Raw genomic sequence first — 12,725 nt, 5'->3', positions numbered from 1 at the left:
GGCGGGCACATGACCTACCCCACGAAGCGCATCCGCAACTTCGCCATCATCGCCCACGTCGACCACGGCAAGTCGACGCTGGCCGACCGGATGCTGCAGGCGACCGGACTCGTCGAGGGCCGGGCGATGCGGGCCCAGTACCTGGACCGCATGGACCTCGAACGCGAGCGCGGCATCACGATCAAGGCCCAGGCGGTGCGCATGCCCTACACCGCCGACGACGGCAGCGAGTACCTGCTGAACCTGATCGACACGCCGGGCCACGTCGACTTCTCCTACGAGGTCAGCCGCGCGATGAACGCGTGCGAGGGGGCCGTGCTGCTCGTCGACGCCGCGCAGGGTATGGAGGCCCAGACGATCGCCAACCTCTACGTCGCCATCGAGGCGGGCCTCGAGGTCATCCCGGTGCTCAACAAGATCGACCTGCCGGCTGCGCGCCCCGAGCAGGTCGCCATCGAGATCGCCTCGCTGCTCGGCGGGGACCACGAGGACATCCTGGCGGTCTCGGCCAAGACCGGTGTGGGGGTCCCGGCGGTCCTGGAGCGCATCGTGGAGCAGGTGCCCGCGCCCGGCGGCGACGCCGACGCCCCCACCCGGGGCCTGGTCTTCGACTCCGTCTACGACGCCTACCGCGGGGTCATCACCTACGTGCGGGTCGTCGACGGCTGGCTGCGCCCCGGCATGCACATGCGGATGATGGCCACCGGCTACCACCACGAGATCGACGAGCTGGCGGTCATCTCGCCCGAGCCCAAGCCCGTCGACGCGCTCGGCCCCGGCGAGGTCGGGTACTTCACCGCGGCGATCAAGGAGGTCGACTCCGCACGTGTCGGCGACACCGTCACCCAGCACGACCGCCCCGCCCCCGAGCCGCTGCCCGGCTACCGCGAGCCCACCCCCATGGTCTTCAGCGGCCTGTACCCCGTGGACTCCGACGACTTCCCCGACCTGCGCGACGCCCTCGACCGCCTGCGCCTGAACGACGCCAGCTTCACGTTCGAGCCCGAGACGTCGGTGGCGCTCGGGTTCGGGTTCCGCTGCGGGTTCCTCGGCCTCTTGCACATGGAGATCATCTCCGAGCGCCTCGACCGTGAGTTCGACATCCCCCTGGTCACCACCGCGCCGAACGTGAAGTACGAGATCCACCTCGACGAGACGCAGAAGCGCCCCAACGAGGAGGGGGTCCTGCTCGTCTCCAATCCCGCGGACCTGCCCGCCCCCAACCGCGTCGAGCGCATCCTGGAACCGGTCGTGGACGGGATGATCCTCTGCCCCTCCGAGCATGTCGGTGCGGTCATGCAGCTGTGCGAGGCGCGCCGGGGGGACCTGGTGAAGATGGACTACCTCACCGAGGAGCGCGTCGAGCTGCGCTACCGCCTGCCCCTGGCGGAGATCATCTTCGACTTCTTCGACCGCCTGAAGTCCTCCACCCGTGGCTACGCCTCGCTGGACTACGAGCCGGCCGGCATGGTCGCGGCGGACCTCGTCAAGGTCGACGTGCTGCTCAACAACGAACCGGTCGACGCGTTCAGCTCGATCGTCCACCGCGAGAAGGCCTACGAGTACGGGCGCGGCATGGTGAGCCGCCTGCGCGAGCTCATCCCCCGCCAGATGTTCGACGTGCCGATCCAGGCGGCGATCGGCTCGAAGATCATCGCCCGCGAGACCGTCAAGGCCCGCCGCAAGGACGTGATCTCCAAGTGCTACGGCGGGGACGTCACCCGCAAGCGCAAGCTGCTGGAGAAGCAGAAGGAGGGCAAGCGCAAGATGAAGTCCGTGGGGACGGTGGAGATCCCCCAGGAGGCCTTCGTCGCCGCGCTCACCGCGGAGCGTGGCTGACGCCCCCGGGCTGTACCTGCACGTCCCCTTCTGCGCGCACCGCTGCCCCTACTGCGACTTCGCGGTCACCGCGGGCGCGGGCCGCACCCTCGTGCGTCGTTACGTCACGGCGGTGCGGACCGACCTCGCGCGCGTCGCGGCGTCGGGGCCGGCCGGGGTGGCCCCGACGGCCACGGGGGACGCTGCGGCGCAGTGGCCCGTGTTCGGCAGCATCTTCGTGGGCGGGGGCACACCCACGCAGCTGGACGCGGGCGACCTCGCCGGGATCCTGCGCCACGCGCGCGCGGTGCTGCCCGTGGCCGCCGACGCCGAGGTCACCGTCGAGGCCAACCCCGAGGACGTCGAGGCCGAGTACTGCGCCACCCTGGTCGAGGCCGGCCTGACCCGCCTGTCCATCGGGGCGCAGTCGTTCGCTCCGCACGTGCTGGCGTTCCTCGGTCGCAGCCACGACTCCGAGCGGACGCTGGCCGCGGTGCAAGCCGCCCGCCGGGCCGGGGTGCGCCAGGTCAGCGTCGACCTCATCTACGGCTCGCCGTGCGAGACCGACGAGGACTGGGCCGCAACGCTTGACGCCGCGGTCGCCGCCGGACCCGACCACGTGTCGGCCTACGGGCTCACCGTCGAGGCCAACACCCCCTACGCCATCGACGTGGCGCGCGGCGCCGCCCGTGCGCCCGACGACGACCGCCAGGCGGCCCGCATGGCCGCCGCCGACGTCCGGCTGGCCGGGGATGGCCTGCACCGCTACGAGATTTCCAACTGGGCGCGACCCGGGGCCCAGAGCCGGCACAACCGCGTCTACTGGCGCGGCGGGGACTGGCTGGGGATCGGCGCCGGCGCGCACGGCCACTGGCGTGGCCGTCGATGGTGGTCGATCCGGCCCACAGTGCGCTACACCGACACGGTCCTCGCCGGGCGGCCCGCGACGGGCGGGCAGGAGGTGCTCGACGAGGCGACCCGCCGGGTGGAGCGGCTCATGATGGGCCTGCGCCTCACCGAGGGCGTGGCTCGCGCGGCGGTGGAGCCCCTCGACGAGCACCAGGCCGCACGGCTGGCCGGTGCCGGCCTGCTGGCCGACGACGGTGCCCGCCTGGCGCTCACCCCGGCCGGACGTCCCGTCGCCGACGAGGTCATCCGCCGCCTGGTGCTGGCCCGCTAGACCTCGCCAGTTGGCGACCATCGGAGGCCGCCAGGCGTTCGAGGCCGTCGCCTCCGGGCTCGTCGTCCTGCTGGTCTACGGCGGAGCCACGGCGGCCAGCCCGACCGGCACCCCCACCGACGAAGCCGGAGTCCTGACCGACGCTGACCGCGCCACGCCGGCTCAGGTCCAGGACTTGATCTGCCGAAGATCGGGTAGAGGAACGGCATGCCCCGGCGCGGGTCGCGCTCCCGCCCGACCCCTTCGTGGACCGCCGCTCGATGGTGCGCTACCACGCGGCGCTGCGCCCGAAGCACCGCCGGGCGGGCGTAGGCTGAGGGCGGATCGACGGTGGTGCTTGAACGCGCTGCGGGCAGCCGCCACTATGGATGCTGGCACTTGCAGGTCAGCATCTCCATGGCGGTCGCTGCGCGACCGCCACACCCGGCACAGCAGAGAATCGCCTCCGCAGGCTCCGGCGATTCACGAGTCAGGACTGCCAAGGAGGGACGGGCACTGTCGTGGAGGCCATGGAGGAGCGCAAGGGCGAGATCCTGAAGGCGATCGTGCGCGGGTACGTGCGCGACGGCGAGCCGCTGGGCTCCAAGCGCCTGGTCGGGGAGACGGGTCTGTCCGTGTCGGCGGCGACCGTGCGCGCCGACATGGCCGCGCTGGAGGAGGCCGGCTACATCGCCCAGCCGCACACGTCCGCGGGGCGCATCCCCACCGACAAGGGCTACCGCTACTTCGTGGACACGCTGACCGGCACCGCCACCCTGACCGCCGAGCAGCGCGCGGCGTTGGAGGGCCTGCTGCGCGGCTCGTCGGATCTCGACGAGCTGCTGCACCGGGCGTCGGGGATCCTGTCGCGGCTGACACGCTTCGCCGCGCTGGTGGTCGCCCCGCGCCTGGACCGCAGCCGCGTGCGCCACATCGAGCTGGTCTGGCTCGGGGCGACCAGCGTGCTCGCGGTGGTCATCGCCGACACCGGACGGGTCGTCAAGCGCATGCTCGACCTGGACACCCCGGTCGTCGAGGACGACGTGGCGCGCGCCCGGCACGCGGTCAACGAGGCGCTGGCCGGCTTGCCGATGTCGCACGCCGCCGACGTGCTGAACGGCCTCGCGGCGGGCGCCCCGGTGGAGGTGCGCAGCGTGATCGAGGCGGTGGGTGTGGCGGTGCACGCCGGGCTGGAGGCGCCCCAGCACGAGCAGCTGTTCCTCGGTGGGACAGCCAACATCGCCGGCTCCGGCTCCTTCGGGGGCCTGGAGCAGGTCGGCAAGGTCTACGAGACGCTGGAGGAGCAGGTCATCGTCCTGCAGATGCTGCGCGACGCGCTCGACGCGGGTGACCCGGCCGTACGCATCGGTGCTGAGCTGCCGCTGGTCGAGCTGGCCGCCTGCTCGATCGTGGCGGCGAGCTACGACACGGCGGGCGGCGCGGAAGGTAGCCTCGGGGTCCTTGGACCGACCCGCATGGACTACCCCCGTACGCTGGCTGCGGTGCAGGCGGTAGCCTCGTCGTTGGAGAAGGCGCTTGCCGAGCAGACCGGTGGGCGCGACGACGATTCCACCGATGCGCTGTTGAACTAGGCCCCGACCGGAAGAGCATCCACGCCGTGCACGACCTGTATGAGCTCCTCGGCGTCAGCCGTGACGCCACCGAGGACGAGATCAAGCGTGCCTACCGCAAGCGCGCCCGCGAGTCGCACCCCGACGCGGGCGGTGACGCGGACGACTTCAAGGAGCTGACGACCGCCTACGAGGTCCTGAAGAACCCGGAGGCGCGCGCCAACTACGACCAGTACGGCGACCCGCGAGGCCCGGGCGGGTCCGCCGGCGGGGACCCGTTCGCCGGGTTCGGCGACCTCGGCGACCTGATCGATGCCTTCTTCGGTGGCGGCATGAGCGGCGGCATGGGTGGCTTCAGCAGCGGCCGCAGCCGTTCCGCCCGGGGTGGCCCCCAGAGCGGTCGCGACGCGATCGTCGGCGTCACGCTGACCCTGGAGGAGGCCGCAGCCGGTGTCCGTCGGGATCTCGAGGTCACCGTGGCGCGGCCCTGCGATGCCTGCGAGGCAACCGGCGCGACCGGCGACGCCGGTCCGGTCACGTGTGCCACGTGCAATGGGCAGGGCGCCGTCCAGCAGGTGGCCCGCAGCGTGTTCGGCCAGATGCTCACCACCACCCCGTGCCCGACGTGCCGGGGCGAGGGCTCGCAGGTCACCGACCCGTGCCCGGCATGCGGGGGGGAGGGTCGCCTGGAGGTCGCCGACACCGTCACCGTCGATGTGCCGCCCGGGGTGGACACCGGCACGCGCCTGCGGGTGAGCGGACGCGGTGAGGCCGGCCGGCGCGGGGGCGCGGTCGGGGACCTGTACGTGAGCGTGGAGGTCGGCGAGCACGATGTGTTCACCCGCGAGGGCAACGACCTGCACTGCGAGCTGCGTGTGCCGATGACCCAGGCGGCGCTCGGGGCGGAGCTGAAGCTGCCGACGCTTCACGGCGAGCAGGTGGTCACCGTGCCGGCCGGCACCCACACCGGTGACATCATCACGTTGCGCCGCCAGGGGATGCCCAAGCTCGGCGGGGGTGGCGCCCGTGGCACCCTCCACGTGCACTGCCGCGTGTCGACACCCACCGACCTCGACGAGGAGCAGCAGTCCCTGCTGCGCCAGCTCGCCGAGGCGCGCGGCGAGGACGTGCCCGCCGAGCACCGGCGGCTGTTCAGCCGCCTGAAGGGCGCCTTTCGCCAGTGAGCGTCCCGGCGCGGCACACGCGCAGGTGGCCGCCCCGGGTAGCCAGCAGTCCTAGGTGCAGTTCTCCGTGAGGAACGCCTGGATGTTCTGCGTGGCGGTCTGCAGCTCCTCGGAGCTGAACGCCTCCCCGGCCGCCTGCAGGGCTGCGATGTCCTCCGGGCCCATCGCGGCCGCGGACTCCGGATCGCTGAAGTCGATGTCGGAGTCGCCGAGCGCGTTGGTGAACTCACGGTAGGCGTCCGCGAGGACCCGGAAGTCGTCGCTGATCTCGTTCGGCACGCGGTCCGCCGCGTCGTCGAGGACGTCCGCCAGCTCACCGATGGACTCCAGGCTGCTGGGGTCGGCGACGTTGGGCACGTCCTGGAACGCTTGGGCGTACTGCTGGCAGTCGGCGTCGGTGAGCGCGGCGATACCCCCGCCGGTGTCGGTGTCCGTCTCGGTGGGGGTCGGGTCGGTGATCGCGGTGTCGGGGTCTTCCCCGCCGCCGCAGGCGGCCAGCGTCATCATCGCCGCGGCGATCACGGCGAGCACTGCGGCTCGTGGGGACCTGCGCTGGTGGATCACAGTCGACCTCCCGGTCTCGGGTGCCCCGCCGGGGCCGGATTTTCTGGGTGCAGCGCCGTGCAGCGTAGCCGGTCCGGAACGATCGTGCTGGTGTGGTTGCATGCCATCCCCGACGAGGAGCCGCCCCGCGCATGGACTACCCGCACACGCCGACCGTCGACCAGGTGGACGACTATCACGGCACCCCGGTCGCCGACCCGTTCCGGTGGTTGGAGGACCCCGACGCCCCGGCTGTGCGCGACTGGATCCACGAGCAGAACCAGGTGACGCAGCGCTGGCTCGGGGAGGTCACGGCCCGCCCGGCCATCCGCGCGCGGCTCGCCGAGCTCTGGGACCACCCGCGCGCCAGCGCCCCGTGGCGGCGTGGCGGCTCCTGGTTCCAGATGCGCAACACCGGCCTGCAGAACCAGGACGTGCTGTGGACCATGGCGGCACCCGGCGAGCCGGGCCGCGTGTTGCTCGACCCCAACGAGCTGTCCGCCGAGGGGACGGTCGCCCTCTCGGCGACATCGCTCAGCGAGGACGGCACGTTGCTCGCCTATGCGACCAGCGCCGCCGGCTCGGACTGGATGACCTGGCGGGTGCGGGCCGTCGCGACCGGCGCGGACAGGTCCGACGAGCTGGCGTGGAGCAAGTTCGCCGGGGCGGCGTGGTCGCCCGCCAACACCGGCTTCTACTACGCGCGCTTCGACGCGCCGGGCGAGGGCGGCGACCACGCCGAGGCCAACCGGGTCCACCAGCTGCGCTACCACCGGCTCGGCGACGCCCAGGACGACGACGTGCTGGTGTACGCCCGCCCCGACGAGCCCGACTGGATCCTGTCGCCCGCGGTGACCCAGGACGGGCGCTGGCTCGTCGTGCACATCTCGGAGGGCACCGACCCCCGCACACGGGTGTGGGTTCAGGAGCTCGGGGTGGACACGGCACTGCGGCCGCTGCTGGACGACCACGATGCCGCCTACTTCGTGGTCGGCACCGACGGCGACGAGCTCTACGTGCTGACCGACCGCGATGCCCCCCGCATGCGGGTCGTGGCGCTCGACGCGGCGGACCCGACGCGCATGCGCGAGGTCGTCGGGGAAGGGCAGGACACCTTGCAGAGCGCGCGCATCGTCGGCGGTCGTCTCGTGGTTGTTCGGCTGCACCACGCACGGAGTCGGCTGCGGCTGCACGACCTGGACGGCACACCCGGTCCGGACGTCGCCCTGCCCGATATCGCGACGGTATCGAGCCTGACCGGGCGCGCCGCCGACGACGCGTTCCACGTCGGGGTCGTCACCTACACCCAGCCCCAGACCGTCTACCGCGTCGACGTGGCGACGGAGCGCGTGACCCTCGTGCAACCGCCGAGCCTTGACGTGGACGCCGACGCCTACGTGGCCGAGCAGGTCTTCGTGGAGCGCCCGGACGGCGTGCGGGTCCCGATGTTCCTCGTTCGGCGTGGTGACGTCGAGGCCGACGGGCAGGCGCCGACCAGGCTGTACGGCTACGGGGGTTTCAACATCTCCCTCACCCCCGGGTTCGGGGTGGCGGGACTCGTGTGGCTGGAGCGGGGCGGGATCCTGGCCGTCGCCAACCTCCGGGGCGGGGGGGAGTACGGACGCGGCTGGCACGACGCCGGCCGGCTGGCGAATAAGCAGACCGTCTTCGACGACGCGATCGCGTGCGCGCAGTGGCTGGTCGATGCGGGCTGGACACGCCCCGAGCGCCTGGCGATCCAGGGCGGATCCAACGGCGGGCTGCTTGCGGCGGCCTGCGTGGTCCAGCGCCCCGACCTGTTCGGCGCCTGCGTGCCCGAGGTGGGCGTGCTCGACCTGCTGCGGTTCCACCGCTTCACGATCGGCTGGGCGTGGACCAGCGACTACGGCGACCCCGACGACCCCGAGCAGTTCGCCTGGGTCCGGGCCTACTCGCCGCTGCACAACCTCGTTCCGGGCACGCGCTATCCCGCCACCCTGATCACGACCGGGGACCACGACGACCGGGTCGTGCCCGCCCACTCGTTCAAGTTCGCGGCGGCATTGCAGGCTGCCCAGGACCCGGGTGGGCCGCCGACGCTGATCCGCATCGAGACCGACGCGGGGCACGGCGCGGGCAAGCCAACCGCCAAGCTGATCGACGAGCGCGCCGACGTCCTCGCCTTCCTGGTGCGCGCGCTCGGCGTCGACAGCTGACCGCGGCCGCGGCGGTCAGCGGCACCGCTGATCAGGTGCAGTGCTCGGTCAGGAAGGCATCGATGTTGGCGGCGGCGTCCTGCACCTGTGGGGTGTTCAGCGCCCGGTTGGCCGCGTCCAACGCGGTCAGGTCCTCGGGGTCCAGCTCGGACAGGGAGCCCAGGTCGGCGAAGTCGGTGTTCATGTCCTGGAGCGCGTCGGCGAACCCCTGGTAGGCACCGGCCATGACCCGGAAGTCGTCGCTGATCTCGTCCGGCACCCGGTCCGCGCCGTCGTCCAGGATGCCGGCCACCTGCCCGACCGCCTCCGCGTGGCTCGGATCGTTCACGGCGCCGGCCTGCTGGAACGCCCCGACGTAGCGCTGGCAGTCCTCGGCGGTCAGGACGCCGGGGTCGTCCCCGCCGTCGGTCCCACCGGACCCCTCGCCGGGCGAGCACGCGGCGAGGAGCAGCACCGCTGCCGCTGCCAGCGGGACAATCTCCGCCCATCCGCGCCTGTTGTGTCGCTGGACCACCCTCAGCCTTCCCTCGCGGTCGCCCCGGCTGGGGCGGGCCCTGCATCCCCCGTGGCCGAGGGTACCGACGGGTGCCGGCGGCTGCGAGCACGGGTACCCTACGAGGATGAGCGACAACCGCACAGACGAGCAGCCCGCGGAGTTCATCGACACGGCAGGCGCCCCGATGCTGCAAACGCTCGGGCAGGCGACCAAGACCCCCGGCCGCTGCGCCTGCGGGGAGCACGCCGACGTCGAGAACCCCACCGAGGACCACGACCACGCATAGCGGCGCCCGCGTCTCCTAGACTCGGTCGCCCGCGGTCCGCGAGGCGACAGGGGCGCATCTGATGGCGAGTGTGTTCACGAAGATCATGGACGGCGAGCTGCCCGGGCGGTTCGTGTGGCGCGACGAGCTGTGTGCCGCCTTCCTGTCCATCAACCCGCTGAACCCGGGCCATGTGCTGGTCGTGCCCCGCCAGGAGATCGAGCACTGGATCGACCTCGACCTCGGGACCTGGGAGCACCTCACCCGGGTGTCCAAGGCGATCGGGTCCGCGCTGCAGCGCGGCTACCGGCCCGCCAAGGTCGGGATGATGCTGGCCGGTCTCGAAGTGCCGCACGTGCACATCCACCTCGTGCCCATCAACGACGTCCACGACCTCGACTTCGCGCAGGCCGATCCTGACCCCGACGCCGACGAGCTCGACCTGGCTGCGGACACCATCCGCGAGTCCCTGCGCAGTCTCGGGGTCAGCGGCGTGTCCGACTCGTGACGCCCCCGGGCGTCGCCGGGTAGGCGGGCTCCTCGTGCGCCTGGGGCTGGTGCTGTCGGGCGGCGGCGCGAAGGGGTCGTTCGAGGCGGGCGTGGTGGCGGCGATCGAGGACGCGGGGTTGCGTCCCGACGTCGTGTCGGGCACCTCCGCCGGGGCGCTGAACACCGCGGCCATCGCGGCCGGCTTCGACGCCGCGCGCCTCGCCGAGCTCTGGACGTCGATCGGCGACGCCGACGTCTTCCGACTGCGCCGCGACGTGTGGCGCATGCCTCGCCTGCAAGAGCTGCTGGCGGGGGGCAACCTCGCGGGGCGCCTGCTCGCCACCGTGGGGTGGACCTGGTTCCTCGACAACGCGCCGTTGCGTGACACGCTGGTCGACGCCCTCGGCGGTGCGCGCGTGCCCGTCCGCACGGACCTCGTCGCGATGGTGTCGGCCGTGGTGCAGGCCACCGGTGAGCTCGTGCGCTTCACCAGCGCCCGCCCGCCACCCCACCGCAACAGCTCGCGATTCCGCGTCGTCGACCTGGACGTCGACCACCTGGTCGCCAGCGCGGCCATCCCGCTGGTGTTCCGACCCGGGCGGGTCGACGGCGTGGATTTCTGGGACGGCGGCATCGTCGCGAACACCCCGCTCGCGCCCGTGCTCGCCTACGAACCCGACACCGTCATCGTCGTCACCACGGCTACCCGGCAACGGCCCGCTCCCACGCCGGCCAACCTCGGCGAGGCCCTGTCCCTGCTGATCGACAACGTGCTCGCGCACTCCCTGCACAACGACCTGGCCAGGGCCGAGGTCCTGAACGAGCTGGCGCACGCCGCCCCGTCCGCCACGACGGCCCGCGAGGTGACGTTCCTGGTCGTGGAGCCCGAGGGCCTGGACCTCGGCGAGGGCCTGCGCTTCGACCCGCGCCAGGCCGCGCGCAACATCGCGATGGGACGAGAGGCCGGTCGGCGTGCCCTCGCCGACTGGCGGCGAGCCGGTCAGCTGCCCTGAGCCGTGAAGCTGACCGGCCGGGGCGTGTGTCGCTCTCCGCTACGCTGCCGAGCCGTGCACCTTTCCGGACAGGGGCGAACATGGGCGAGCTGAGCAGCGGACACCTGGCCATCCGGGCGTTGCGGGGCGCGGGGGTCGAGCACCTGTTCACCCTGTCGGGCGGACACCTGTTCCCGTTCTACGACGGCTGTCGCCACGAGGGCGTGCGCATCGTCGACACCCGCCACGAGCAGACCGCCGTCTTCGCCGCCGAGGGTCTGGCCAAGCTCACCCGCCGGCCGCAGGTCGCGGCGCTGACCGCCGGCCCGGGGGTCACCAACGGGATGAGCGCGATCGCCAGCGCCCGTTTCAGCGGGTCGCCCGTGCTCGTCCTCGGCGGGCGGGCGCCACAGGGGACCTGGGGACGCGGGGGGTTGCAGGAGATCGACCACGTCGCCTTCATGAAGCCGGTGACCAAGCACGCCGCCACATCGACCGCCGCGGAGATGGTGCCGCGCGACGTGCTGCACGCGCTGCGGATCGCCGCGGCGCCTCACCGCGGGCCGGCGTTCGTCGACGTGCCCATGGACGTGGTCTTCGCTCCGGCCGGGGAGCGCAGCGTGCCCCCGTGGATGCCCCCACCGGCGGTCCAGGTCAATTTCCAGGCGGTCGGTGCGGTGGCCACCAGCCTGCGCGCGGCGCACCGCCCGGTGGTCGTCGCGGGCTCCGACGTGTGGCTGGGCGGCGCGGAGGAGGCCTTGCGTGACCTGGCCGAGTCGGTCGACCTGCCGGTCGTCGCCAACGGCATGGGGCGGGGCTGCCTGCCGGCCGACCACGACCTGGCGATCTCGCGGGCGCGGCGCACGGCACTGGGCGAGGCCGACCTGGTCGTCGTGGTCGGCGCGCCCCTGGACTTCCGCCTGGGGTACGGCGACTTCGGCGCGGCCGCCGTCGTGCACATCGTCGACCACCCCACAGCGATCGCCAGGCACGTCGACCTCGCCGGGGTGGTGGCCGGAGACCTGCGCACGGTGCTGCTGGCCCTGGCCGACGCCGCTGAGGGCGACGAGGGCGCCGACCGCCGTGCCACCTGGGCGGCGAGGCTGCGTGACGCCGAGGCGTCGGCGCGCCTCGACGAGGGGGACGTCCTGGCCACGGACACGACGCCGATCCACCCGGCCAGGGTGTACGGCGAGCTGCGCCAGATCCTCGAGCGCGACGCGGTCGTGATCGGTGACGGGGGCGACTTCGTGTCCTTCGCCGGCAAGTACGTGGACAGCTACACGCCCGGCTGCTGGCTCGATCCCGGCCCCTACGGCTGCCTCGGCACCGGCCTCGGCTACGCGATCGCGGCCCGGCTGGCGCGCCCCGACGCGCAGGTGGTGGCGCTGCTCGGCGACGGGGCCGCGGGCTTCGGCCTGATGGACGTCGACACGCTCGTGCGCCACGACCTGCCGCTGGTGATGATCTGCGGCAACAACGGCATCTGGGGTCTGGAGAAGCACCCCATGCAACAGCTGTACGGCGGGTGGGACGCCGCCGCCGACCTGCAGTCGGGCCTGCGCTACGACCAGGTCGTCCAGGCCCTCGGAGGGGACGGGGAGACCATCGACGAACCCGCCGAGCTCGGACCGGCCCTGCGCCGGGCCTTCGACTCGGGGGTCCCCTACCTCGTGAACGTGCTGACCGACCCGGCGGTCGCCTACCCCCGCCGGACCGCGCTCGCCTGACGCCAGTCGAGCGCGACCGATGGGGTGGTGAGAGGAACTGCTGCTGACCCCCGTTGAGCACGACCACCACGCGGTGTTGCGCCGCCCCTGGACCGCGCGACCCTGGCGTCCAGGATGAAAGCGTTACTGTGCTAGACAACTGAGTTGACGGAGTGGCCATGGCCGGTGATGGAGGTCTCGGAGGCGTCCCCGAGCTCGTGCCAGCACGGATGGTCAACGAGTTCACTTAGGGCCCTCCGCAAAATAAGTCGGTCTAAATGACAGCTCGGTAGTTCCACTACTG

11 protein-coding genes are annotated in these 12,725 nt (G+C 72.4%); 9 read left to right on the top strand and 2 right to left on the bottom strand.

Annotation, left to right across the window (positions count from 1 at the left end):
* Nucleotides 1–9: 9 nt before the first annotated feature.
* The 4 genes from lepA (at nucleotide 10) to WD250_04760 (ending at nucleotide 5,732) form a co-directional block, all read left to right on the top strand.
* On the top strand, nucleotides 10–1,839 hold the full coding sequence (gene lepA, locus WD250_04775; protein MEX2619514.1) for a translation elongation factor 4: 1,830 nt from the start codon (nucleotides 10–12) through the stop codon (nucleotides 1,837–1,839).
* Nucleotides 1,832–2,998 carry a radical SAM family heme chaperone HemW gene (gene hemW, locus WD250_04770; protein ID MEX2619513.1) on the top strand — a complete coding sequence of 389 codons (1,167 nt, stop codon included), beginning with the start codon at nucleotides 1,832–1,834 and terminating at the stop codon, nucleotides 2,996–2,998. The genes lepA and hemW overlap by 8 nt, the downstream gene beginning before the upstream one ends.
* A gap of 509 nt (nucleotides 2,999–3,507) precedes the next feature.
* Complete coding sequence (gene hrcA / locus WD250_04765; GenBank protein MEX2619512.1) at nucleotides 3,508–4,569, top strand: heat-inducible transcriptional repressor HrcA; 1,062 nt, start codon at nucleotides 3,508–3,510, stop codon at nucleotides 4,567–4,569.
* Nucleotides 4,570–4,595: 26 nt separating this feature from the next.
* A complete protein-coding gene (locus WD250_04760; GenBank protein MEX2619511.1) occupies nucleotides 4,596–5,732 on the top strand; it encodes a J domain-containing protein in 1,137 nt (378 codons plus the stop codon).
* 51 nt (nucleotides 5,733–5,783) lie between these two features.
* Here WD250_04760 and WD250_04755 read toward each other — a convergent pair whose 3' ends face one another.
* Nucleotides 5,784–6,263 carry a hypothetical protein gene (locus tag WD250_04755; protein ID MEX2619510.1) on the bottom strand — a complete coding sequence of 160 codons (480 nt, stop codon included), beginning with the start codon at nucleotides 6,261–6,263 and terminating at the stop codon, nucleotides 5,784–5,786.
* 164 nt (nucleotides 6,264–6,427) lie between these two features.
* Between WD250_04755 and WD250_04750 the strand changes: the two genes are divergently transcribed.
* Complete coding sequence (locus WD250_04750; GenBank protein ID MEX2619509.1) at nucleotides 6,428–8,470, top strand: prolyl oligopeptidase family serine peptidase; 2,043 nt, start codon at nucleotides 6,428–6,430, stop codon at nucleotides 8,468–8,470.
* A 31-nt stretch (nucleotides 8,471–8,501) separates the two neighbouring features.
* Here WD250_04750 and WD250_04745 read toward each other — a convergent pair whose 3' ends face one another.
* Entirely contained in the window at nucleotides 8,502–8,984 is a 483-nt protein-coding gene (locus WD250_04745; GenBank protein ID MEX2619508.1) for a hypothetical protein, read from the bottom strand.
* A gap of 106 nt (nucleotides 8,985–9,090) precedes the next feature.
* Between WD250_04745 and WD250_04740 the strand changes: the two genes are divergently transcribed.
* The 4 genes from WD250_04740 to WD250_04725 all read left to right on the top strand — a co-directional run bounded on the left by WD250_04740 (nucleotide 9,091) and on the right by WD250_04725 (nucleotide 12,442).
* Complete coding sequence (locus tag WD250_04740) at nucleotides 9,091–9,252, top strand: hypothetical protein (GenBank protein MEX2619507.1); 162 nt, start codon at nucleotides 9,091–9,093, stop codon at nucleotides 9,250–9,252.
* Nucleotides 9,253–9,313: 61 nt separating this feature from the next.
* Nucleotides 9,314–9,739, top strand: coding sequence for an HIT family protein (locus tag WD250_04735; GenBank protein MEX2619506.1), 426 nt, complete (start codon nucleotides 9,314–9,316; stop codon nucleotides 9,737–9,739).
* Nucleotides 9,740–9,773: 34 nt separating this feature from the next.
* The gene (locus tag WD250_04730; protein MEX2619505.1) at nucleotides 9,774–10,733 is read left to right on the top strand and encodes a patatin-like phospholipase family protein; all 960 of its coding nucleotides are present in this window, start codon (nucleotides 9,774–9,776) and stop codon (nucleotides 10,731–10,733) included.
* A gap of 80 nt (nucleotides 10,734–10,813) precedes the next feature.
* Nucleotides 10,814–12,442: an acetolactate synthase gene (locus tag WD250_04725; GenBank protein ID MEX2619504.1), complete on the top strand. Its 1,629-nt coding sequence runs from the start codon at nucleotides 10,814–10,816 to the stop codon at nucleotides 12,440–12,442.
* Nucleotides 12,443–12,725 lie beyond the last annotated feature (283 nt).

This window comes from Egibacteraceae bacterium (assembly GCA_040905805.1).
Classification (GTDB): domain Bacteria; phylum Actinomycetota; class Nitriliruptoria; order Euzebyales; family Egibacteraceae; genus DATLGH01.
This window is presented reverse-complemented; position numbering and strand designations above follow the sequence as displayed.